Source organism: Halobacillus sp. AWH4_228, from assembly GCF_056158365.1.
In genome coordinates this window covers 1337754-1361759 of sequence record NZ_JBSWTE010000001.1, presented here as the reverse complement: position 1 = coordinate 1361759, position 24006 = coordinate 1337754, and the positions used below count along the sequence as shown (strand labels likewise).

The window sequence follows — 24006 nt, the reverse complement described above, 5'->3', positions numbered from 1 at the left end:
TAACTCCTTAAACATATAGGTCGTAATTGGTCGAATTTTTATTCATAGTCCATCATATAAAATTGAGACCTGTTTCACAAGCCTTTCGACCAATCTCCAAGATTTTAGTCCATTATTTCTTCGATCTGCTGTCTGGTCAGAAGGACATCCCTCGGTTTGCTTCCCTTCTGTTCAGAAATAATCCCATAGTCCTCCATCTGGTCAATGAGGCGGGCGGCTCTATTGTACCCGACTTTGAAGCGGCGCTGGATCAAAGAGGCACTGGCTCCGTTCTGAGCAAGGACGAAATCAACCGCTTCATCAAACAGCTCATCCGTCTCTTCTTCGGTCGATACCTGCTTGATTAATTCATCCTGATGGAACAGATACTGCGGAGGAGCCATTTTCTTCACAAAGCTCGTGACCCGTTCAATTTCGTCATCTGATACGAAAGCTCCCTGAATCCGGACAGGCTGACCTGAACCATTTTCAACGAAAAGCATGTCCCCTTTTCCTAACAGCTTCTCGGCACCTGACGAGTCGATGATGGTACGGGAATCCACCTGGGAAGATACACTGAAGGCGATCCTCGTTGGAATATTCGCTTTGATAAGGCCTGTAATGACATCTACAGACGGACGCTGAGTAGCAAGCAGCAGGTGAATGCCACAGGCACGAGCCTTTTGAGCAATCCGGCAGATGGCATCTTCGACATCCTGCGGAGAAACCATCATCAGGTCGGCAAGCTCATCAATCACGATTACAAGATAAGGAAGCTTCTCAGAAGCACGTCCCTGTTTGATCATCTTATCGTTGAAACGCTCCACATCCCTGACGCCTTCGGCTACGAACTTTTCATACCGCTCTTCCATTTCTTTTACGGCCCACTTCAGAGCTGTCGTGGCCGCTTTTACATCAGTAATGACTGGTGCGACTAAATGAGGGAGGTCATTGTAAGGCGCCAGTTCCACCATCTTAGGATCAATCAGCAGGAACTTCACATCATCATAGTGTGCTTTGTATAACAAGCTGACAAGAATGGTGTTGATACACACACTTTTCCCTGAACCTGTAGCCCCTGCAATCAACCCGTGCGGCATCTTTTTCAGGTTGGTCACAATCGACTCCCCACCGATATCAAGGCCGAGTCCGACAGAAAGCGGGGACTGTTCTTGAGAAAAGGCTTCATCCTCAAAAATCTCCTGCAGTCCCACCATCTGTGGCTGTTTGTTGGGAACTTCAATTCCGACGGCCTGCTTTCCTGGAATCGGAGCTTCTATACGTATATCTTTTGCAGCCATGCTCAGTTTTATATCATCCGCGAGGTTGGTGATTTTGCTTACTTTCACTCCCGGCTCCGGCTGAACTTCGAAACGTGTGACAGAAGGCCCCTTCATTGCATTGATAACATTCGCCCGGACATGGAAATGACGCAGGGTTGTTTCGAGCAGTTCCATCTGTCCGGTAATCCAGCTGTCATCATCTGTGGATGGACGGACAGGATCCTCGAGTAGATGCAGCGGTGTCTGATATTCACTCCGTACATATTCAGGAGGTCTTCTTCCTGCTTCTTCTTCCTGTTCAGGTGCTGGTTTCTCCACCTGAGCTTCCTTCGTTTGGACAGTTTCAGGCTTGGGTTCCTCCTGTTTAGGAGCATCCGTCTTCTGATGATCTCTTGACCGCTTATCCCGAGGCGTCATAAGCACATTAAATGGCACACTTCTTCTGGAAGAGGATTTTCGTGTTTCCTCTTGGTCTTCCCGGGGTCCTGACGGTTTTTCCCCAAGCGGTTGGGGCTCCATGTCTTCTTCCGTTCCCCTCTCCTGTTCATCCAATTCAGACACAGCCTCATGTCCTGAGCCGGCATCTGGAAGTTCTTCGGTTCCCTCTGCCTCATCTCCGGCTTCGTTCTCAGCTGAGTGAGTTTCCGTATCCTGGAATTCTGGTTGGTTTACCTCAATCCGCTCGGTTTCCGTCTCAACCTCGAGCTCTGCTGTTTCTTCCTCTGCCCTATATTCTTCCGGGTCAGGAAGCTCTCCTATACTGTCTGGAGCGGCTTCTTCTTCCTCTTCATTGATCAACGGTCGTTCTGCCGCCTCAGAAACGTCCTCAGCCGTGTGAGCTTCCGACTCCTCGAATTCAGCTTGATTTACCTCAGTCCGCTCGGTTTCCATCTCAACCTCGAGCTCTGCTGTTTCTTCCTCTGCTCTATATTCTTCCGGGTCAGGAAGCTCTCCAACACTGTCTGGAGCGGCTTCTTCTTCCTCTTCATTGATGAACGGCCGCTCTGCCGCCTCAGAAGTATCATCTTCAAACGGGGCATCTTGAGTTTCTTCATTCTCCGGCTTCTCTTCTTCTGTATAAACCTCTCCATTACCATATGCATTGGTTTTGTCTATGGTTGGAGAATCCTGGTCGAAGATATCCTGCAGACGGTACCTGTATGTTTCTTCTTCAGGCGCTTCTGAATGGACTTCCTGATCTGAACCGGTTTCCACAGAGCTGTCTCCCTTCCCCGGATTCAATGCATGCATTTCCAAATCTACTGTGGATGTGTCTTCGTGTTCGTGGGACTCTTTGTCTGCCGGCGTCTCTTCGGTATGTTCGTCGCGCATGGAATCATTTTTGAGCTTCGACAGCTCTTCATTTCTATTTGGAAGCTCCTCCTGGACAGGCACTTCCATTTCCAGCGACGCCGCACCTTCCTGACGGCTTTCCCGTTGCGGCTCACCCTCGGATGGAGTCACAGCATCCGGCTGTTTCCTGCCAACCTGGACGCGCTCTCTCAATTTTTCCCGTAAATCCTGCCACTTTTTCTCTTCATAGGAACCTGTATAAAATTCCGGCTTGGAATTTTCCTCGACTGTATACTCCAGGTTCTGCAGCCCTTTCGTCATCTGCCTGGTTTGATAGCCAAAGATAGGGGAGGGAACATCACTTGGAGTAAAAGGAATGGACGTCGTTTCAAGTGTCTCTTTCAATTCCTCTTCCGGTTCCGGCTGTTTTCTCTGCCTGCGCTGTGGTCGTTTTTCTACTTCCGGCTCTTCTTCCTGAACATGACGTCTGCGCTCAGATCTTGCGCGTGACACATGTTCTCTGCGTTCCTGATCCTGATCTGGAATGACAGGGAAACGGAATTCTCCCTGCTTCGGATATCGATAGGTCATTTTTGTTTTTGCGTTGACATCTTTCTTTTCTTCTTTATGTACGGCAGCTTCTTCAGCATGGTTTTCTTCCTGTTCAAACAAGCGTTTCATTTTATCTTTTAAGTCTTTCCACATTAAGTTCACACTCTTTTCCAATTTAAATCATAATGCTGATTCCCTTATATTTTAACAGGTTTAAAGCAGGGTTTGGTTTACAATCGCTTTAAAAATGACTTTTGAATCAAAAAAAGCAAAGCAGACCAGCTGCTTTGCTTTTAGACAGAGTTATTCCATTTCAAACGTCTGCCCTGTTTCATATTGGTCATCCAATACAAGAATACCCTTCTCCTCAGGTGCATCCGGCAGATTGAGTTCCTTGGCAGAGCAGATCATTCCTGAAGATGGAACACCTCTAAGCTTCGCGTCCTTAATCTTCATTCCACCTGGCATGACAGCTCCTACTTTCGCTACAACCACCTTCTGTCCTGCATCCACATTCGGTGCACCACAGACGATTTGAAGAATTTCATCTCCAACGTCCACCTGACACACGCTTAATTTATCCGCATTTTCATGAGGGGCTTTTTCTTTTACGTACCCTACGACAAACTTAGGGCTGAGGTCGAAATCAAGGACATCATTCAATTCATTCTGCGTAAAAAGATCCTTGATAGGAGCCAGCACGTCTTCCGTTAAACGGATTTTGCCCTGTCCTTCAATATTGAAATACTTGGAGGCATGGAAGATGTTGTACCCAAGCAGGGATCCATCTCTTTTATCAGTGATTTTTACGACATCACCATAGGATTCCTGTTTGATTTCGTCCCGGCTGCCTTCCTTCACGGGAATAAGTAAAACGTCTCCAATTCCTTGCTTGTTGTAAAATACGTGCATGATCTACTCTTCCTTTCGGTCCTTTTTCGGTTTTTTCTGAGCCAGAATGAATATCGGCTCCAATTGTTTATCTTCATAAAGAAAGCTCAAAGAAGTTACGGGGACCGTTCCTTCAGCAAAGAACTTCATAGCCATCTGAGCTAATATATCATAGCCTTCTGGATTTTGAACATCCGCAAAAATGATAACATCCTGGTGCGGAATGCTGATGGCAAGCTCTCCTTTGGCTTCTGCCTTGAGCTGTTCAAGCAGGGCTTCATTCAGAATCCTGCTTGCATCATACCCGTCACCGGCGGAATGAAAATAAAAATCATTGCCATAGACCGTATCTTTTTTCAGATTGGTTTTCAGAGACCGGACGTTGAAACCTGAAATTTCCCGGATCCTGTCAAGATCCCACTTTTCTTTTTTCAGCATATCCTCATCAATCAGCTGATAGGACTTCCCAAGATCAATGGCATAATAAATACGGGTTTCAGCCGTATGATCTGTATAAACGAGCTTTTTCCCCTGCTCTGTCTCTGTTGGGAAAGAAGCCGCACGAATAACAGGAAAGATATACTGTTCCTTTCCTGTCAGTTGGTGATCTTCCTCCATCACACGCAGGGCTTCTGTTACATGGTCTTCCAGCTCATCAAGAGCCTCTTCCCCGCGCGCTTGGTATTTAGATATGACATTGGGGAGGGTGATTGTGATCCCTTTTCCAGACTCTGCCCATTCAATTCTGAATGTGTCCTTATCTCGGTTAAAGGTAGCTTTCCACTCGTCCCGGGCCAGCCGCTCCTCTAATTTCTTCTTCATTTTAATACTCGTCATTTTCATTGGTTTTTCCTCCTTTTACCTGGGAAGAAAGAAGATCATGTCGTTGATTTCTCTTCGATTTGCATACTCTTCCATTATACACACATCTTTGTAGTAAAAAAAGCAGACAGGCTGCGCCATCTGCACAGCCTGTCTGTAGGTTAACCGGAAACGTTCGTTAGGAAAGCTTCGATTTCTTCTTTTGTCTTACGATCTTTACTGACAAACCGTCCGGCTTCTCCGCCTTCGCGGAAAGCAAGAAAGCTCGGAATTCCAAAAATGTCATTTTCGGCGCAGACGTGGATAAATTGATCACGGTCTACATAAACAAATGTCCATTGGGAATATTTTTCTTCCAGCTCAGGAAGGAAGGGCTCGATCACCCGGCAGTCCGGGCACCAGTCCGCCGAAAAGAGCAGGATGACCGATTCATTTTCTATCAATTCTTTTAATTGCTGATCCGATTCTAATGTAATCATAAGGACACCTCCACCGCTATTCTAGCACAGGATCACTCATATTCAATTCTCATGTCTCCAGGCTCAATCCACCCTTTTCTGGAAAACCAATAATAGAAGCCATAGCTGATGACCGCAGGCCCTATAAAATGGAGGAAAAGGATGATCAGACCCACTTCAAGCGAAAGTCCCATCGTCTCAAATGTCATAATCTGACCAACAAATCCACTTGTACCCATGCCGGCTCCGGCTGCATTGTTTTCCATCGACAGCCACATCGTCGCCAATGGAGCCAGCAGCGCCCCGGCCAGCGTCGGCGGAAGGATGATCAACGGTTTTTTCACGACATTGGCTACCTGGAGCATGGATGTGCCGATCCCCTGGGCGACGGCGCCTCCAAATCCATTATCTTTATAACTTGTCACCGCAAACCCAATCATCTGGGCTGCACAGCCGACAGTAGCCGCTCCGGCAGCTGCCCCTTCCAAAGACAGCATAAGAGCGATTGCCAGACTCGAGATCGGAGCGGTTAAGGCCAGCCCCATGAGAACGGCAACAAGGACACCCATCAACAGTGGCTGCTGTTGAGTGGACCAATTGATGATTTCACCCATTCCGGTCATAAATGCTCCAATCGGCGCTCCAATGATCACACCAACGAAGTACCCTGCCAAAATCGTAGAAAAAGGAGTAAGGATAATATCAAGTTTCGTTTCCTTACTGACAACCTTTCCAAATTCCGTTGCAAACAAGGCAGCAATATAACTGCCGGCCGGGCCGCCGAGATCCGCTCCGTAAGCCCCGCTGAATAAGGCAGCAAAGATGACCAGCGGCGGTGCTTTCAACCCGTAGGCTACAGCCGCCCCGATGGCTCCTCCCCATATCTTTGCATCCATAGCGAAGGTTCCCATATCAATAAGAGAAGCTGAAAACATCCCCAAATCCAGCTGTTCACCAATCGTTTTCATAATCAGCCCGATAATTAATGAAGAAAAAAGTCCAAGAGCCATATAACTCAGAGCCGTTATGAAATAGGCATGAACCGAAATGTACACACCTTTTTTATTTAAGAACTTTTTCATTCCATGACCTCCTGTCTTACCGAAAGAAATTATACACCTATACACAACACGTGTAAAGACATGTCACTTGCATTCCGACAAGGTCTTTTGACCCATTCCTAAAAGCCTGGATTTTATTGTGTTCCTAATCGATTAGTCTTATAATAAATCCATAACTACATAAATTTCAGAAAATTCACAGGGAGGGTCCTTATGAAAACGATTCGCGCACGTGTAAGATTCATCCTTATCTCCTCACTCTGCTCCCTGCTGCTTCTTGTAGGCGTATCGACGTATTTATTTATGGAACAGTCGAAGCAGGCCGAAGAGAGACAAATGGTTCAGCAGGCCGTAACAGACAGTGAATCCATCCAAGCTCTCATGAACGAGGTGAAACTGGAACAGCAGCAGTTTTTCAATGAGCCATCCAAAGACCAGGGCGCAGCTGTGGAGACAGCCGTCACTGAAGTGAAGGAAGCAGCTCTTAGCTACAGAGAAACCTACAGCAGCTACCCATCCATTGAGGAAGGATTTCAGTCGATTTACGAAAGCTCCGAACAGTACATAGAAGAACTCGGACCGTTGGTAAATATGTTTAAGCTGATCGGCTTTTCCGATTCAGAAGGACTGCGTAAGCAGATCCAGGAAGCCTCTGCACAGTTCAGTGAGCTGATCAGCCAATCCGGAAGTCCAGCGCTGGAAAATGATCTGTTGGTAATGAAAATGGAGGAGCAGGCTTATTTAAACAATCCGGAGGAAGAACAGCTTGATGATTTTAAGGAGAGCTCCTCGTCCTTAAAAGAGTCCGCTGAAAGTTTAAACCTTCCGGAAGAAGAAAACGCTGCACTAAGCAGAAGCCTGCTGAAGTATGAGCAGGGCTTAAACACCATCGATAATACTTACGGACAGGCAGGAAACATACGCACCTCGTTCGAGGAAATTGCTTCACAGGTTTCCACCCAGGTGGATCAGGTGATGCATGCAGCCGGTGAAATGAACGAACGCATGGCTGCTGATCAGGAACAACAGCAGGTCTGGTTTACAGCAGGCCTTACAGCCTTAGGGGCGTTGATGCTTATCATTCTCTTCTTCACAGGTTTTCTGCTGATCCGCTCCATCAGTAAATCCATCCAGCAGCTGAAAACAGGAGCCTCCATTATCGGAGATGGACATTTAAGTCACCGAATCCAGCTTGAAACGAAAGATGAAATGGGCGAACTGGCGGATCAATTCAATGAGATGGCCGGGAAGATGGAAAAGTCCGTCAGAAAAGTGCTTCAAGCCTCCGGGGTGATGAACGACACATCGGAGCAGATGGCTCTAGTATCTTCGCAAACTTCCATACAGGCCTCAGAAGTTCATGCAGCCATCGGAGAGGTGGCCGTTGGTTCCCAGGAGCAGGCTCAGCAGATTGATGAAACCAATCACTTCATTCACGATGTATCAGCGGCCATTCAACAGACAAAGACAGCAGCAGCAGACATCGCAGGGAAGCTTGATCAAGCGAAAGAAGCTGGAGATGAAGGCCTTCGGAGGATGACAGGCTTAAAAGAAACGTCCGACGATTTTATCCGTTTGTCTAATTTAATGACGCAGGAAGTGAAAGCTGCGGCCGAACAGTCCAAAGAAGTCCATCATGTCGTAACAACGATCGAAGATCTTGCCGACAGCACGAACCTTTTAGCCTTGAATGCGGCTATTGAATCTGCCCGTGCCGGAGAATCCGGACGTGGCTTTGCTGTTGTGGCTGATGAAGTGAAGAAACTTGCTGAACGGTCCAAAACAGAAGCGCGGAGCATCCAAAGCATGATTGAGCATATGACCGTCCAGATGGATAAGCTGACCAATGAAGCCGACCAATTCCAACAGTACCGGGCTGCACAGGAATCCTCCGTCAAACAGACAGAAGAAGCCTTTAAAACGATCGCTTCCCACGTCACGTATATAAATGAGCAGACGGGTAAAGTAACGGATGCGGTCAACGAAGTCGAAACAGCCAATGAAGAGGTCAAGACCCGCCTGCACAATATCAGTGTCATTTCAGAGGAAGCAGCGGCAGCATCCGAAGAAGTAGCGGCATCCAGTGAAAATCAATTGTCTGCCATCGAGCAGGTGACACGTTCGGCTTCAGATGTTAAAAAACTGTCCAGCGAACTTGAAGAAGAAGGAGGCCAATTCATTCTTCAACAGCCCATGGATGATGACGAAGGTCCGGTTGAAAAAGAAACTCCATTGAATGAGGGTGTTCTTACAATAGAAGATCAAAAATGGAATATACCGAAAAAACGAAGCTCCTGAAAGAGCTTCAACTGGACTTGAATCACCATCTCTCTCATACTGAAAAAGAATAGAATATTGGGAGGGAGAATTATGCAGCTTACTGTATACTTAGCAGGACAGATTCACGATGATTGGCGCAGGGAAATCAAATCCAAAGCAGATGAAAAACAGCTGCCGGTAACTTTTGTCAGCCCTCAGGAAAATCATGCACTCTCCGATGATATTGGGGAAAAAATACTCGGGGAGCAGCCCGGGCAGGTGGAAAGAGATGATGCCGCCTCTTCCATTAACAATTTCCGTACGAAGATATTATTGAACAAGTCGGATGCGGCCATCGCCTATTTCGGGGAATCCTATAAACAGTGGAACACAGCGATGGATGCCGGAGCTGCGATTCAGGCAGGCAAACCACTTATCCTGATCCGCCCGGAGTCCCTCGTTCATCCATTGAAGGAGCTCTCCAATCAGGCTGATGTAACAGTAGAAACCATCGAACAAGCCGTTGAAGTCCTTGCTTATCTTTATGAGTAAAGGCAGCTGCAGCCGTTTCCGATAAAAACCGAATCCAAATGCAGAAAATGGACGGGGGCATCCCCCGTCCATTTATTGTTGATCAAATTCCCACTGCCCCTTTAGTAGCTGGACAACGTGGGTGAACATATCTTCTCGATGAATCAGACCATTCGTAAATATGCCGATAGCCCCTTCGTTACTCCGGACATCGTGCTTATCTGCGTATTCGTCCATGACATCGCCTAATTCTTTTCCTTTTTCAAGGCCTGCCTTCACCTCATCCGGCAGTCGAATCCTGGCTCCACTTGCACTATAGACGTTTTCCTTCTCATCTACAAGGGCGCCCCAGTTGCAAAGGTAAAGATCATCTTCAATTTCCATGACCCCGCCTTCCAGACCAATGCCCATTTTCGATTTATGGTGCGACGCACATTCGCGTGCTCTGTTAATGGCACCTTCCAACGTCTCTTCATCAGAAAAGGGCTGTGCTGCCACTTTTGATTCAACTTCCATCCCCACGACTTCGGCTTCCGGAAATACCCGCTTCACCGAATCAACTTTCGTAGGGTTCTTTGATCCTACATAAATCTTCAACATAACAGGCACCTTTCTCCTTCTCCCTTATATTCTTTCAAGGTCCTTGAATTCTTTAGTTCCTATCATTCTAGCATAAAGTCACACCCGCTGACATCAGCACGTGTGACTTTTTGGTGATCTATACGTTCCGGCGGATTTCATCGACAGTGGATTGATCCGTCGCTTTGACAAGCTTCACGAGAAGCTCTTTAGCTGCCGCGTAATCATCTACATGAATAATGGAAGAGGATGTGTGAATGTATCGGGAGCTGATTCCAACAACGGCAGATGGAACGCCATCGTTCGCCATATGCACCCGTCCTGCATCTGTTCCACCTTGCGATACAAAATACTGGTAAGGAATATCATGGGTTTCAGCTGTATCCAGAATAAATTCACGCATGCCTCGGTGTGTGACCATGGAACGATCGAGTATACGGAGAAGTGCCCCCTTACCCAGCTGACCGAATTCTTTTTTATCCCCGCTCATATCGTTGGCTGGTGAGGCATCCATCGCATAAAAAATATCCGGCTGGATCATGTTGGCAGCTACCTGAGCCCCGCGCAGTCCGACTTCTTCCTGGACAGTCGCTCCGGAATAGAGCACATTCGGAAGCTTTTCTCCCTGCAGTTCTTTCAGTAGTTCAATGGAAAGACCGCAGCCATAACGGTTGTCCCAGGCTTTCGCTAGAATTTTCTTTTCATTGGCCATCGGTGTGAACGGGCAGATCGGCACAATCGGCTGCCCGGGCTTGATCCCGATTTCCCTGGCATCTTCTTTATGATCCGCTCCAATATCAATCAGCATATTTTTGATTTCCATCGGTTTTTTCCGTTGTTCCGGTGTCAGATTGTGAGGGGGAATGGATCCAATGACACCTACGACAGGGCCGCGATCGGTCACTACCTGCACCCGCTGGGCTAAAAGAACCTGATTCCACCAGCCTCCCAGCGGCTGAAAGCGGATCATACCGTTTTCAGTGACTTGAGTAACCATGAAGCCTACTTCATCCATATGACCCGCGGCCATAACCGTCGGCCCCTTCCCTTTCTTCACTCCAAACACACCGCCAAGGCGATCCTGAACGATTTCATCCGAATATCTCCCTAACTCTTCTTTCATGAATTGGCGTACCAGATGTTCGTTTCCAGGTGCACCAGGCAGTTCCGTCAACGTCTTGAAAAGTTCCTGGGTTTCTTGATTCATATGTACATCTCCTTTATTTCCATCTGTTTCTATTTTAACGGAATTGTGAAAACGTTTCTACAAATCCGCCGTTCAAATGAGTTTTGATTTTCTTTTAACGGGAATATTTAGTATACTGGACACTAGAAACTAGTTGTGAGGTGATTGGTTAATGAACTGGAAAAAAGTCGCGATAGCCGCAGGTGTAGGAGCACTCGCCGGTTATATTGTAAAAGAACAAATCAACAGCAGTCAGAATGTCACTCCTGAAAAGGCACTGAAAATTGCAAAGGAAGCCTTCAAGAAACAGGGGCCGATCAGCGGCTCATGGATTTACATGAAGCCGGAAGAACTGAATAAAAACGGCATCAATTATGATGTTTATCGAGGCGGCATCTCCAAGAACCAGGACGGGGAAACCTCTCAATTCGAATTTTATATCGATACAGACACAGGCACCATCGTGGATGTAGCGGAAACAACGGCCTGATTTATAAAAATACCCTCTTCCAGAGAGGGTATTTTTTTATGTGTAATGATGCTTTTTCTGATCCACCTGATCGATGATTTTTCCGTCCTGGTCAAATTTCAACGCACGATATACAGCATCATGGTAAAACGTATACCAGGCTTCTTTATCATACCCAAATTCCATCCATTTTTTCTTTTCGTGTACAGAAGTCACCGGATAATCATCATAAGCGAGAGCCCACAGCACATTTTGGTGAGCATGGGTCGGCATCAAATCAGCCATGTGGATCCATACATGCTCCCCTTCCTCATAAACAAGAACAGAATGGCCGTCACTATGGCCGCTTGTGTGAATCATCCGCAGGCCGGGCACAACCTCCAGGCTGTCTTCAAAGGTCCGCACCTGATGTGCCACGGGTTTCCAGTTATCCTCCCAGTATGTATTAATTGAGCGCATATTCGGCTCCCGCATTTCGTCCCATTCCGTCCGGCTCGTATAAATGACAGCTTCAGGAAAGGCGGATACCAGCTCTTCTCCCTCCCAGCGGGTTAAACCGCAGGCGTGATCGAAATGAAGATGGGTCATCAGGACATAATCAATATCCTCACGGGTCAGATTTAATGTCTGAAGTCCTTGATCTATTTTGGATTCTTCAAGCACTCCGAAATTACGCATCTGTTTTTCATTCATTTTTCCATTCCCAATCCCGGAATCAATGAGAATATGTTTCCCTCCCACATGCACATAGATAGGATCCGTCCGAAGTTCAATTTGATTCTTGTCGTTCACAGGATATTTCTTGCTCCATAGCGCTCTGGGAACAACTCCGAACATAGCCCCGCCATCCAAATGGGTTACCCCGCCATCCAGCCAGGTCAACTCTGCTTGACCGATCGTCAGCTTTTCCATCACTATCACCCCTTCTATAAAGATAGCTCTAGTTTATCATAATAACTAGAGCCTTTGAAAACGCTATCAGGTTGTGAATCTTGCTGTACAACGGTAGATGGGTTGTCCTTTTGCGGAGAATTTCTCTTCATATTCCGTCGGGACATTCAGTGGATCCTCATCTGCATGGAGATCGACGGATACATCCTCAAGAATCATGCCGTATTCAGAAAAACTGACCAGCGAATATTCGAATAATCCTTTATTATCCGTTTTTAACGTGACTCTCCCCTCTTCTTTAAGAACCGCCTCATATTGGGAGAGGAACGTATGGAATGTCAGCCTCCTTTTTTCATGCTTCGTTTTCGGCCACGGATCGGAAAAGTTCAAATAAATATGGTCCACTTCATTATTTTCAAAAAGATCGGTCAAATCTTTTGCATTTTCATTGACCATCCTTACATTTCCAGTCTCCGCGTCTTTCACTTTTTTCACCGCACCGACAATCACACTCTTTACGAATTCAATGCCGATGAAATTGACTTCCGGGTGCTGGACACCCATGCCGGCGATAAACTGGCCTTTTCCTGACCCAATCTCTAAATGAAGGGGTTGATCAGGGTGGGAAAACAACTGCTTCCAGCTTCCCTTTTGTGCAAATGGAGCCTGGACGACAATCTGATCTTCTTCCCTTAGAAAATCGTCCGCCCAAGGTTTATTTCTTAAACGCATGTATGGAATTCCTCCTTCTTATCGATAAAATGGTACCATGAAGACCGCTAAATTGAAAATTTTTTTCTATATTCGCTGTATCTGTACGGATTATGGACCATCCGCGATGATTAAAGCTATTCCAGCCTCTATATCTTCATAAGGACGTCTGCTCCGTTTATACCGGAAAATTCCCCCGTTTAAGGGGGTTGGGTTGTAAGCGCTTCCTGATTTATGATGAATATCGTGTTGATCAATACTGAACGGGAGTGATGAGAAAGCTATGAAATTGATGACAAAACTTTTTGAAGTATCTGTTCTGGCCGTCTTCTCTGTTCTATTCGCAGGATATGCCCTGTTTGTTTATCCGTTTGAAAAAATATCTGAACATATGAGTGCCGAAGTTAAAGCCAAGAAGCTTAAATATACACCAGCCACACAAAAAACCGCTGCCTGAGGGCAGTGGTTTTTTTCGATCAGACTGATTCATCCGCTAAAATTCAAGCTCTTCCTTATCTCTGAAGAATTTCCCGGTCGGTCCTTCTTCCTCCAACTGGGAAAGCCATAAGATTCCTTCCATGGCCTCCTCAGGCTTACGCTTTGCCTTTTCCCCTCCCAGGTCTGTTTTCACCCATCCGGGGCTTACGGAGTTCACCTTCACGTTCTTCCGGCGTGCCGCTCCTGCGAACAACCTCGTTAAGGCATTCAAGCTGTACTTGGACGCTTTATAGGCACCGGCCATCGGAGCGTCCATCGCCTGACTGACCCCCATCTCTGCGGCCACATTAACGATCCGTCCATAATTATTCTCCAGCATGACAGGCATAAGGCTGCTCATGAGAAAATACGGACCAAAGTAATTCACGAGTTGAATCTCCTCAAAAGTGACAGGATCGATATCCAGAATCGAACTTTTTTTATCCGGAAAAATACCGGCATTATTGATCAATGCGTCGATCCGGCCGTCCTCTTGAAGAATCTTATCCCTGACTGAATCCATCTTATCGGGCTGAGCAACATCGAGGAAAATAGAATGAACATCCAGTCCCTCCTTCCGAAGCCGGGAAGCCGCTTCTTCTCCCTTTTCCTCATTTCTGGAACCGAGCCATACCTTAAACCCTGCTTCGGCCAGTCGGCGGCATGCCTCAAAACCAATGCCGCGGTTTCCACCTGAGACGAGTACGTTTTTCTCCATATCCAACTCCTCCACTTCTAGTGAGTGATATCCAACGATACCCGCCTGTTTGGAAGATTGATCCTTTTAATGTTCTGGAAACTATCAAAAAAAGCTTATGCCGCGGTGGCATAAGCTCTTCCTCTACTAGAGGTTTATATAATTCCGTGCTGCTTCATGATGGTCTTCAATTTTTCCGTCCGTACGGCGGATTCATGGTATTCTCCCCGCATTTGATGCCACTGAATAAATGCAAGCGCCTGGGAAATCGAGTACCATTTCATCCGCTGGAACATGTGGGAGTCAGGGCGGATACCGTATTCCTTCAACCATGTTTTCCAGTAATCCTCAGGGATATAGTTGTATAAAAGCATTCCGAGATCCAAAGCGGGATCAGCTACCATCGCGTTATCCCAATCGATTAAATAAAGATGATCTTTTGCGGATAACATCCAGTTATTATGATTGGTATCACAATGACAGACGACGTGAACATCGTGTTGGACATTCCGTACTTCCTGATCCAGGTATCTGACGGCCTGATGAATTTCAATCCTGGGATCCACCTTATCCAGAACCTTTTGGTTTTCCTTAATGTCCATAAGTATTTCATCAGGGGTTAAAGGATGCTTACCCAGTCTCATTAACATATCCAGCAGCTCAGTGGAATGGTGGATTTTACTTAACAGGGCGGCTACCCGCGGGTGCTTCATCTCTTCCGGATTCAATTCCCGCCCGTCCAGCCATTCCTGGGCAGTAATGACATCCCCATTCTCCAGCCTTTTGGTCCAGATCAGCTTCGGGACGATCCCTTCTGCGGACAGGACGGCTAAAAAAGGTGAAGAGTTGCGTTTTAAAAACAGCCGCTTCTCATCTGTCTGGGCATAGTAAGCTTCCCCTGTCGAACCGCCTGCTGGTGTTATTGTCCAATTACTACCGAGTATATGTTCCAACCAATTCACCTTCAATTCCTCAAATCCTCTTGTGATCGAATCACGTCTTTATTCATTCAGTATACCGTACTTTTGTCATTATTCGAAATATACCCTGCCGATTCAATAGTCACCTTAGAATAGATTAACTCATTGATCTGTCAACTTTCAAGAGATATCTATGAATTGCTCAGGAATGTCGTTTTTGATGACGCTTTCTTGATCAGCCATTCATTCGAGCAGGAAGGCTGGCCGTCCACCTGGAAACGTGTCCTCTGATTTGTGCGGACATGGACCCTGTCCGCTTCCCACTCGACCACTTCTCTCAAAGCTGTATGTTTTCCAATGAAGACGCTTAAAAAAAGGGCCAGCAGTTTCCGTTTGGATAGAGCTCGAACGAGAATGATCGAGAGGCGTGGATGGTGGATACCTGCTCGGGGGGCGATTTTCATCCCGCCCCCGAAATAAGGATGGTTTGTAATTGTCATCATCATGACTTTTTCAATAACAGGAGGATGATTATCAAGCGTCACTTCCACTTCCACAGCCTTGAACCACTGCAAAGCACGGACAAGAGCCGCGGGGTAGATCCATTTCGTTAAATGAAGACGACGCATCCACAACCGAAAGTCAGGGCGCTCCGCATAGGAAGCCACTGCCCCATCAAATCCGATACCAACACTGTTCAAGAAGGTTCTTTCCTGTCCGTTGTTCACCTGGTAGTTTCCCAGATAAACATGGTGCTTCTGTGGCTTACGGAGGACGGACTGGAATAAATTAGGAATGCGTGACTTTACTCCCAGTCCCCTTGCAAAATCATTGCCTGAGCCGGCTGGTAAAAAACAGACGGGAACAGGCCGTGCCGGATTCCAGCCATTGATCACTTCATGAAGGGTGCCGTCTCCACCAAGAACTAAACACGCTTCCAGGGAAGGACCCTGTGATTTTGACAAGTCGGCCGCAAGTGCTTCCGCACCAGCAGGCGCTTCTGTGAAAAACGTCCGGATATCCAGGCTGTGATAGTCGGACGTTTTCTTCAGCTGTTGATACAGCTTTAACCCCCGGCCGTTTCCTGCCGCAGGATTCACAATCAGAATATACATGAGCCCCACTCCCCGCGAGTTGAATAACTATACTTTATGTTTGCTGCTCCAGTATACTACTAGTATAAAAGGAGGAGAAGCACATGAGAAACAACTGCCTGTCATGCGGGACTATTTTCACAGTCCCTGATCAAGGAAAGCTGGTCATTAAAGAATCCTATTTCTATCACTTCCCTAAACCACTGCCTTTAACGGTGGAAGATAAAGACGCGGCCCACACCGTTTTTTCCTACCGAAGTCACAAGGAGCTGAAGGATGCACTGGAACAATGGAATGACGGGAATAGTCCCCGGTTCCGTATTCATGTCCTTGATCCTTTCACGGATCGTTCCTATCCAATCCCTTTGATACACCTCTACGAACGGATTTCCCGTCCGGATCTCGTTTCTATTATTCATAAGGGTGACTTTCAAGCCCATTTACAGCCGATCATGGATATAAACATGAAAAAGGTGATTGGATATGAAGCTTTACTGCGGACGATTCACGCTTCTATCCATCCTGGTGAGCTGTTCGCCTTTGCCAGTGATGCGGGACTTCAGTCGATGCTTGACCAAAAAGCAAGAAGAGCGGCCGTAAAAGCAAAAGCCGAGCATTTACAAAACGGAGAAAAGATTTTCATCAACTTCCTTCCCTCCACCATTTATGACCCGGACTTCTGTCTGGCTCATACCTTCCAAATGGTCAAAGAATACGATGTCCCTTCGGAGGATCTTGTGTTTGAAGTCGTGGAAACAGAGAGAATTACAAACGTCAATCATTTAAAAACGATCCTGGAGAAATACAAAGCTTCCGGAATGAAAACAGCGCTTGATGATGTGGGGACCGGATACAGTTCCCTGGAGATGCTTCGCTTACTGCAGCCCGATTATGTCAAAATTGACCGTTCCTACATCCGGGACTGTCATATCCATCCGGAAAAACAGTCCTTTCTTCACCAAGTAATGGCTGACGCAGGCAGACTTGCTATTGATGTCCTGGCTGAAGGAATTGAAACCCAGGAGGAATGGAACTGGCTTGCCGCTCTAGGTGTCCACTTTGGCCAGGGCTACTTGATCGGCAGACCAGCTCCGGCTCCACATGCTGCTATTCTTCCATAGGTTCCTCCGTATCCCATTCGGCTCGTTTTACCGCACTTGTCCGGCAGTGCTTCAGGAGAGCTTCTGCCGTTTTCAGCTGCTTATGCTTCAAAGGTGTGCTCATCTGTCTCTTCTCATAGAGCCAGCGTTCATACTCCTTGTTTCCTACATAGATCGTCTGGTAGGGTTCCTGTGTTTTTTCAAATGACAAGGCAGGGGATAATACCACTTTAGTGTAAGGAAAATCAATATCGTATTTTCTAAGAACACTCCTTACAAAGGTTTCCGTGCGCTTCAACGAAATCAGCGGACTTTGGACTTTCCGCTGAACGTTACCTTCTTCCAGCATCCAAGTGTGTTCAGTCTGCACATACGCCGTCTCCCCCTTCCGGGCAGGCAGAGATGCAACCAACTCCAGCCCATGCGGGCCAATCAGGATGTGATCGATTTCCAATTCTGCGTTTCTCAGCTGAGCGACCGGTTCATACATGAGCAGGTAGGTATCCGGAAAGCGCTGCAGATAAAAAGAGAGGGACGGATCGTCCCGGTAGGCTGGATGCAGAAAGGATTTTTTCTGGAGGGTGGTCGTCGCCCATTTCAATTGAAAGGGAAGCAGCCCATCCAGGTAGTACTGCTTCAACTCCCTTAATGAGCGGGGCTGTTTCTCCACCATCATGGATGCTGCTTCTTCACCAGCGTCTCCAAGCCCTTTGTCCCGGAATAATGCTTTCCACCATGGAGTTTTTTCCGGTTCAACTTCCATAGAATCCGGAAGTTCTTTTTGAAAGTCCAGCCGTCCCTGCTCATAGAGGGACCGCATTTTCGTCCAGTTTTCCTGTTTCAATCGGATAAACTGAGCGGGATATTGATACATATTCACTTCATATCTGGAGATATAATCATTCAGTTTAATTAGTTGAGCCATTGCCATCCCTACTTTTTAATTCAATGGTGAACACTTCTTGATATTTCGGATGTTCCCCGGGGTGGATCCTGAATAACGTTATTTGGTCCACAACCATCGGGAACTTCTGTTGAAATACAGCAGGAACGTTACTTAACGAGAGCGGTGACTGTCCTTCCGCCTGTTTTTTTGCCAGTGTAATATGAGGGTGAAACTTCCTTCTTTCCCGACTCCATCCGGATGCAGCTGCTGCTTCCTCTGTCTGTTGGTACAGCTTCTCCAGCCCCGGGGCTTTTTCCACTTCAGCGAGGAAGACCCGCGGGGACTGCGGGTTGCCGAAACCACCGGCGGGTCCGATAGTGATGGAAAAAGCATCCGGCATCTCCTGCTGGTGGAGCATTGTAATCAACTTGTTTATTTTTTCATCGGATGCCGGCCCCAGAAACTTTAGGGTTATGTGAAAGTCTGAGGGATGGGTCCAAACATTGTACCGCATATGTTCCCTCAGTTCCTGCTGCCATAGAAGAAGATGATCTGCTGCTTGTTCTGTCTTCAAGCCGATAAAATAATGAGGGTCGCTCATGATCCCGCCTCCGTTTCCATCGTCCTTTTATTTTGTCAGCCGGTACAGGCTTTTCGCATAAATTTCCATGGCTTTTACCATATCCTTCAACCTGACATGTTCATCAGACTGATGTGCAGTATCCGGACTGTCGGCAAACATCGCCCCGAAAGCGACTCCGGTGGTCAAAGAACGGGCATAAGTGGCTCCTCCAATGGACAAAGCTTCTGCCTGGCCGCCGATGGCTTCGTTATAGACGGACAACAGCGTCTGTACTAAAGGATCCTCTTTCTCAACGTAGAGAGACGCCAGATGATCGTAAATCTCCACCGTTCCTCCATTTGTTTCCAGCGCGGTGTGCAATTGTTCCATCACTTGCTCTGCGTCCGCCGTTACAGGATAGCGGAGGTTCAGCCCGACTCTCCATTCTTCCTTTGTCTTTTCCAAAGAGCCCAGATTTGATGTTAATGGTCCGGATACGTCATCAGAACTGTTCAAACCGAGACCTCTGCCGTCCGTATCTGTAAAGCAGGCAAGCAGCTGTGAAACAAGCTGACGGTCGATTTTAGGAAGCGGAAGAGAGAAGAGAAAGCCCAAAAGGTCTATCAGCGCGTTTTTCCCTGTTTCCGGACGGCTTGCATGAGCCGCTTTCCCTTTGAACACAATTTGGACAGCCTTCTCTTTCTCCTCCAGGTATGCATCTGTTTGATGTTCGTTCATGTAGGCATCAAAAGCCGAGCGAACGGACCCTGTCAATTCGACTACGGCCTCATCCGGAACCATATTCAACGGTCCTCCCCCTTTCACCCGTAAGAGGCGGACGTCACCTTCCCCGTCCGCTGCAGCAGGATACGAAGCATAAGCATCAAGCAGCCCTTTTTCAGCATGAATCACCGGAAAAGAAGCGTCTGGCGTGAAGCCGGCCACAGGCATGGGCTCCTTTTTAAAATAATGGCTGATCCCCTGCCAGTCCCGCTCTTCATCTGTACCGAGGATAAGCCGTATTCTCTTCTTAGGCTGAAATCCTTGGTCCTTCAGCATTTTCATGGCCATATAGGCAGCCATCACAGGTCCTTTATCATCCTGGGCTCCGCGTCCGTACAGGTTATTATCCCTTACAGCAGCTTCAAAGGGCGGGGATGTCCATCCTTCTCCCGCAGGAACAACATCAAGATGGCCGAGCACCCCGATGATTTCGTCTCCTTCTCCAAATTCGATGTGTCCAGCAAAGTCGTCGATGTTCTTTGTTACAAACCCGTCTTTCTCTCCAAGCGCAAGCATATGGGATAAGGCCTGCTGTATGGCAGGTCCAAATGGTGTATCCTCGTCTTTCTCATAAACACTTGGAATGCTGATCAGTTCACCAGCATGAGTAAGGAAGGAATCCAAATACGCTTTACTTAATGTTTTAAAATTCATGATTGTCCTCCTTTAGAAAGAATGGCGTCATACGTGGCTTTATCACAAACAGCATAAAGTTCTGCATTCTCAGGAATCGGCTCATCCAGCTTTCGATTAATCGCCAGATCATTCCGGTCTGCGATAAGAGTGGCTCCTTCAGATAGAAGATTTTGAAAGGCATCCTTGTAAGTACGCCACTCCGGACGGGTCGGAATGTAAAAGAGGTCCTCTCCTACAGAACGCTTCAGAAGCTGTCCATAAATTCCAGAAACCCCTTTTCTGAATGCTGCCCGGACTGCCAAAGAGGAAATCGTTTCACTGGAGACGATAAATTCATCCACCTGGGCATGCTTAAAGTTCTTGATGTGTTTTTCCTCCATCACTTCAACGATCGTATGGACACCCGGAGCCAGATTTTCAACGGATGAAGCAATCAGAAGTGTTTTTCCATCAATCATCTGATTGCTGGTCATCTGATCATCAGCAAAAATCAGTACAGCTTTCGCTTTGGTTATATTGGCTTTTTCCAATGTGTTTTGATCTCCCGCATCTCCTTTTATGTAATGAATGTTTTCTGAAAGCATAGGAGCTTCCGGGAGCTGATCGATCAATACGATTTCACAGTCTTCATGCGTATCCAGCATTTCCTTCACAGCAAATTCTGTTTTCTGTGACCAGCCGATAATCACAAAATGGCCTTGATCTTTATACACGATATCACCTTCCAGACGTTTTTTTCTATAAATGGCCAGACTATCAACGACCTTACCAATCACAATTCCAATCAGACCGATTCCGAAGATATATAAAAACATGGCTATCAGGCGCCCACCAGCACTGGCAGGAGAGTAATCCCCGTAACCTACTGTGGTTACCGTTGTCATGACCCACCAGAACCCATCGAATAGTGTCGGGAAGGTATCATTCTCCACGATAACGATCAAAATACTGGATAGAAGCAGCAGGGCTATGCTTGCTAAGAAAAGGACAAGATTGTTGACCTTTACCATTTTTAAAAGAATTTTCCTGAAAAAGTACAATTTCATACCTCCGATCTTTAATAATCTGTAAATAAGGTGAATAATCTGTAAATTGAGAGGATTATAGTAGCACGATACCTTTCATTATTGTAGAATGAAACCAACTTCAGAGATTCACTGGCACCACAAGTTCCATATAATGACGATTAAGGAGTGGTTTTTTGAATCATCCATCATCACGTATGCTCACCCGGATCAAAGCTGTCTACCTTTACATTAGAGAAAAAGGGACAGTCTCGACAAATGAGTTAGCAGATGAGTTTGGTATCACTGATCGCACAATGCAGAGGGACTTAAGCATATTGGAATACAATGGACTCGTCGCCAGTCCACACCGTGGAAGGTGGTCAATCACTGAAAAGAGGGTTAAAATCTCATAATTGAATCATTATCTCTTCTTATATAGATGACACCCGGTCGTGGACCGGGTGTTTTTTTCTTATTCTCGAACTTAGAGGTTTGTTATATTCATCAAATACTCCAGTTCCTCATCCGTCAGCTCACGGTATTCTCCAAGCTCCAGCTCTTCATCAAGAACCAGTTCCCCCATTTTAATCCGCTGCAGGTATACAACCTTCTTTCCTACAGCTTCGAACATCCGCTTTACCTGATGGAATTTGCCTTCGGTAATCGTCAGTTCGATTTCCGAAAATTCATCAGAAGAAAGAATGACCAGCTCCCCCGGTTTCGTATGATAGCCGTCATCCAGCGTGACCCCTGAAGCGAATTTTTCCACATCGCTCTCAGTGACTTTCCCTTCTATACGGGCAAAGTAGGTTTTTCCCACGTCTTTTTTCGGAGAAGTCAGCCGGTGGTTCAGCTGACCGTCGTTCGTGATCAGGAGCAGGCCTTCTGTATCCTTATCGAGTCTCCCGACAGGAAACGGTTCAAAGACGATATCCTCCGGCTGGAGAATATCGATCACTGTTGTCTCATGCGGATCTTCGGTAGCGGATATTAAATCCCCCGGCTTGTTCATCATTAGATAGATAAATTCCCGGTACTCCACTTCGTCGCCCATAACCGTCACTAAGTCTTCCTTGGGATCCACATGGGTTTTCGGGCTTTTTTCCGGTTCGCCGTTGATGCGGACATGGCCGCTCTTCAAAAGGCCTTTCACCTCTTTACGAGTTCCATAGCCCATATTGGCAAGCAGTTTATCAATTCTCAATCCTATTCCTCCTTAGCTGCGCTTCAAAAACTTATCCAGCACACGGACTCTTCCGCCCAGTACATGTTCAAGCAGTGTCGTCTTGTAGGCCGTCCACAAGTAGACGATTCCGCCGGCCCCTATACTGATGATCAATACGATCAAAGCATCCAGACGGTTTTCAGTGGGTTCAAATACAAAACCGAGCAGCCATTTGACTAGAAGTACCGTTACGGCCATGACTGCTGTCAGAATGACGACAAGCAGCGTACGCTTCAGCAGCTGCTTATAAGAAAAGTCGATGGTCGTAAAAATACGCCAGAAGTTCAGGCTGACAGCTGCAGCCACACCGATACCTGTCGCTAAAATCGCGCCTTTGGCGCCAAGCATCTGGATAAGCCACCAATTTAAGCTGAGCTTCAGCAGGATTCCTGTTCCGAGACTGACAACAGCGAAATTTTGTTTATTCACCCCTTGAAGAATCGAAGAAGTGACCGTATATAAGGCCAGGAACAGCCCTACTGGTGCATACCACCTGAGAAGATCTCCGCGGTATTCTATCTCATCCACGCCATAAAACGTTCCATACGCTTCCCACGCAACGACAGATAAGCCGGCGACAGCAGGAATGATCAGCAGCGCGACAATCTGGAGGGCCTGGTTGATCTGTTTGTTCAAACGGTCCATCTCATTTTTCGTAAACGCCTGTGTAATCGCAGGCAGCAGCGCCAGGGATAAACCAAGGCCGAGCGTAACCGGAATCATAATCAATTTATGACTTAGAAAATTTATGATGGAAAAAGCATTGTTATATTCAGCGCCTGAGGCCTTAATCGCTTTTTCCAAAGTAAACTGGTCGACCAGCTGGTATAAAGGCGTAGCAATCCCGACCAGAATGAAAGGACCGGCATAGGTGAACAATTCCTTGAACATTTCCTTATTGGACAATCCGTACGTATATTCCTGAGCCTGAATTTGATTTTCCAGGAAAGGTTTACGCTTTCTCCAATACACGTACAGAACGATACAGGAAGCAATTCCTCCGATAAAAGCGGCAAACGTTGCAAAACCGACCGCCTGATGGACAGGGCCGCCCAGCACCTGGACAATAACAAAAGCAGAAGCCAGAAGAAAAACAATCCGGACAATTTGTTCAACGACCTGTGATACGGCCGTAGGGGCCATAGACTCATGTCCCTGGAAGAAGCCTCGTGTAATACTCATCGGCGGTATTACGAGCAAGGCGAAACTGACCATCTGAATGACCATCGTCGCATGACCAAGGCGGTCAGAATCCGAGCCGATTGTCCATATGGCTACCTGTTCAGCTGAGAAGTACAGCATTAAAAACGCGATGACTCCTGTGATGGACATCAGGGTCATCCCCGCTTTCAGCATCCGCTGACCGGTCTCGTAATCACCAAGCGAGTTGTATTTGGACACAAACTTGGAAACAGCGACAGGAACACCCATGCTCGATAAGCTGAGCAGAATGCTGTAGGGAACATAAGCAATGGAAAATAGGTCGGTCCCGTCTGTTCCCACCATATTTTCAAACGGAACCGTATAAATCATTCCCAGGAACTTGGATAGGAAAGTTCCTGCAGTCAATAACAAGGTACCTTTAAGTATTTTTGACATAATTCGCTTTTCACCTTCAATTTTATTGTAGAATCGACCTCATCTATTTTATCAT

General features: G+C 46.8%; 24 protein-coding genes. 6 read left to right on the top strand and 18 right to left on the bottom strand.

Annotated features, from left to right (window positions below; genetic code table 11):
• Positions 1-104: 104 nt before the first annotated feature.
• The 5 genes from ACXADP_RS06715 to ACXADP_RS06695 form a co-directional block, all read right to left on the bottom strand.
• Positions 105-3260, bottom strand: a complete 3156-nt coding sequence (locus ACXADP_RS06715; protein ID WP_474971132.1) for a DNA translocase FtsK — start codon at positions 3258-3260, stop codon at positions 105-107.
• Positions 3261-3410: 150 nt separating this feature from the next.
• Positions 3411-4019, bottom strand: a complete 609-nt coding sequence (gene ytpR / locus ACXADP_RS06710; protein WP_474969227.1) for a YtpR family tRNA-binding protein — start codon at positions 4017-4019, stop codon at positions 3411-3413.
• Positions 4020-4022: 3 nt separating this feature from the next.
• The gene (locus ACXADP_RS06705; RefSeq protein WP_474969228.1) at positions 4023-4841 is read right to left on the bottom strand and encodes a DUF1444 domain-containing protein; all 819 of its coding nucleotides are present in this window, start codon (positions 4839-4841) and stop codon (positions 4023-4025) included.
• A 140-nt stretch (positions 4842-4981) separates the two neighbouring features.
• Positions 4982-5299 carry a thioredoxin family protein gene (locus ACXADP_RS06700; protein WP_474969229.1) on the bottom strand — a complete coding sequence of 106 codons (318 nt, stop codon included), beginning with the start codon at positions 5297-5299 and terminating at the stop codon, positions 4982-4984.
• Positions 5300-5331: 32 nt separating this feature from the next.
• Positions 5332-6360, bottom strand: coding sequence for a PTS sugar transporter subunit IIC (locus ACXADP_RS06695; protein WP_474969230.1), 1029 nt, complete (start codon positions 6358-6360; stop codon positions 5332-5334).
• A gap of 192 nt (positions 6361-6552) precedes the next feature.
• On the opposite strand from ACXADP_RS06695, the gene ACXADP_RS06690 reads away from it, so the two are divergent.
• Entirely contained in the window at positions 6553-8637 is a 2085-nt protein-coding gene (locus tag ACXADP_RS06690) for a methyl-accepting chemotaxis protein (RefSeq protein ID WP_474969231.1), read from the top strand.
• A gap of 72 nt (positions 8638-8709) precedes the next feature.
• On the top strand, positions 8710-9150 hold the full coding sequence (locus ACXADP_RS06685) for a YtoQ family protein (protein ID WP_474969232.1): 441 nt from the start codon (positions 8710-8712) through the stop codon (positions 9148-9150).
• 72 nt (positions 9151-9222) lie between these two features.
• On the opposite strand, the gene ACXADP_RS06680 is transcribed toward ACXADP_RS06685, so the two are convergent.
• Together ACXADP_RS06680 and ACXADP_RS06675 are read right to left on the bottom strand one after the other, a co-directional pair.
• Positions 9223-9726: a DUF84 family protein gene (locus ACXADP_RS06680; RefSeq protein ID WP_474970427.1), complete on the bottom strand. Its 504-nt coding sequence runs from the start codon at positions 9724-9726 to the stop codon at positions 9223-9225.
• Between the two features lie 121 nt (positions 9727-9847).
• Positions 9848-10915, bottom strand: a complete 1068-nt coding sequence (locus tag ACXADP_RS06675; RefSeq protein ID WP_474969233.1) for a M42 family metallopeptidase — start codon at positions 10913-10915, stop codon at positions 9848-9850.
• 151 nt (positions 10916-11066) lie between these two features.
• On the opposite strand from ACXADP_RS06675, the gene ACXADP_RS06670 reads away from it, so the two are divergent.
• Entirely contained in the window at positions 11067-11384 is a 318-nt protein-coding gene (locus ACXADP_RS06670) for a PepSY domain-containing protein (RefSeq protein ID WP_474969234.1), read from the top strand.
• 36 nt (positions 11385-11420) lie between these two features.
• Here the strand turns inward: ACXADP_RS06670 and ACXADP_RS06665 are convergent, their stop codons facing one another.
• Both ACXADP_RS06665 and trmB read right to left on the bottom strand, forming a co-directional pair.
• Positions 11421-12275: a YtnP family quorum-quenching lactonase gene (locus tag ACXADP_RS06665; protein WP_474969235.1), complete on the bottom strand. Its 855-nt coding sequence runs from the start codon at positions 12273-12275 to the stop codon at positions 11421-11423.
• Positions 12276-12341: 66 nt separating this feature from the next.
• Positions 12342-12986 (bottom strand): tRNA (guanosine(46)-N7)-methyltransferase TrmB, encoded by a 645-nt coding sequence (gene trmB, locus ACXADP_RS06660; protein WP_474969236.1) that lies wholly within the window; start codon positions 12984-12986, stop codon positions 12342-12344.
• Positions 12987-13248: 262 nt separating this feature from the next.
• On the opposite strand from trmB, the gene ACXADP_RS06655 reads away from it, so the two are divergent.
• Positions 13249-13422: a hypothetical protein gene (locus ACXADP_RS06655; RefSeq protein ID WP_474969237.1), complete on the top strand. Its 174-nt coding sequence runs from the start codon at positions 13249-13251 to the stop codon at positions 13420-13422.
• A 36-nt stretch (positions 13423-13458) separates the two neighbouring features.
• Here the strand turns inward: ACXADP_RS06655 and ACXADP_RS06650 are convergent, their stop codons facing one another.
• The 3 genes from ACXADP_RS06650 to ACXADP_RS06640 all read right to left on the bottom strand — a co-directional run bounded on the left by ACXADP_RS06650 (position 13459) and on the right by ACXADP_RS06640 (position 16174).
• On the bottom strand, positions 13459-14160 hold the full coding sequence (locus ACXADP_RS06650) for an SDR family NAD(P)-dependent oxidoreductase (protein ID WP_474969238.1): 702 nt from the start codon (positions 14158-14160) through the stop codon (positions 13459-13461).
• Between the two features lie 134 nt (positions 14161-14294).
• On the bottom strand, positions 14295-15092 hold the full coding sequence (locus ACXADP_RS06645; protein ID WP_474970428.1) for a phosphotransferase: 798 nt from the start codon (positions 15090-15092) through the stop codon (positions 14295-14297).
• A gap of 158 nt (positions 15093-15250) precedes the next feature.
• Positions 15251-16174 (bottom strand): diacylglycerol/lipid kinase family protein, encoded by a 924-nt coding sequence (locus tag ACXADP_RS06640; protein ID WP_474971131.1) that lies wholly within the window; start codon positions 16172-16174, stop codon positions 15251-15253.
• 83 nt (positions 16175-16257) lie between these two features.
• On the opposite strand from ACXADP_RS06640, the gene ACXADP_RS06635 reads away from it, so the two are divergent.
• On the top strand, positions 16258-17274 hold the full coding sequence (locus ACXADP_RS06635; RefSeq protein ID WP_474971130.1) for an EAL domain-containing protein: 1017 nt from the start codon (positions 16258-16260) through the stop codon (positions 17272-17274).
• Here ACXADP_RS06635 and ACXADP_RS06630 read toward each other — a convergent pair.
• The 4 genes from ACXADP_RS06630 to ACXADP_RS06615 are packed head-to-tail and all read right to left on the bottom strand — an operon-like array spanning position 17261 to position 21166.
• The gene (locus ACXADP_RS06630) at positions 17261-18178 is read right to left on the bottom strand and encodes a nuclease-related domain-containing protein (RefSeq protein WP_474971129.1); all 918 of its coding nucleotides are present in this window, start codon (positions 18176-18178) and stop codon (positions 17261-17263) included. The two genes, ACXADP_RS06635 and ACXADP_RS06630, sit on opposite strands and share 14 nt — an antisense overlap.
• Positions 18162-18740, bottom strand: coding sequence for an RNA 2',3'-cyclic phosphodiesterase (thpR, locus tag ACXADP_RS06625; RefSeq protein ID WP_474971128.1), 579 nt, complete (start codon positions 18738-18740; stop codon positions 18162-18164). Before thpR ends, ACXADP_RS06630 begins: the two co-directional genes overlap by 17 nt.
• Before the next feature lie 27 nt (positions 18741-18767).
• Positions 18768-20138, bottom strand: coding sequence for a dipeptidase PepV (gene pepV / locus ACXADP_RS06620; RefSeq protein WP_474971127.1), 1371 nt, complete (start codon positions 20136-20138; stop codon positions 18768-18770).
• Complete coding sequence (locus tag ACXADP_RS06615) at positions 20135-21166, bottom strand: potassium channel family protein (RefSeq protein WP_474971126.1); 1032 nt, start codon at positions 21164-21166, stop codon at positions 20135-20137. The genes pepV and ACXADP_RS06615 overlap by 4 nt, the downstream gene beginning before the upstream one ends.
• A 176-nt stretch (positions 21167-21342) precedes the next feature.
• On the opposite strand from ACXADP_RS06615, the gene ACXADP_RS06610 reads away from it, so the two are divergent.
• Positions 21343-21540 carry a DeoR family transcriptional regulator gene (locus tag ACXADP_RS06610; protein WP_474970429.1) on the top strand — a complete coding sequence of 66 codons (198 nt, stop codon included), beginning with the start codon at positions 21343-21345 and terminating at the stop codon, positions 21538-21540.
• A 71-nt stretch (positions 21541-21611) separates the two neighbouring features.
• On the opposite strand, the gene ACXADP_RS06605 is transcribed toward ACXADP_RS06610, so the two are convergent.
• On the bottom strand, positions 21612-22331 hold the full coding sequence (locus tag ACXADP_RS06605) for a pseudouridine synthase (RefSeq protein ID WP_474971125.1): 720 nt from the start codon (positions 22329-22331) through the stop codon (positions 21612-21614).
• Positions 22332-22343: 12 nt separating this feature from the next.
• On the bottom strand, positions 22344-23951 hold the full coding sequence (locus ACXADP_RS06600; protein WP_474969246.1) for a putative polysaccharide biosynthesis protein: 1608 nt from the start codon (positions 23949-23951) through the stop codon (positions 22344-22346).
• Positions 23952-24006 lie beyond the last annotated feature (55 nt).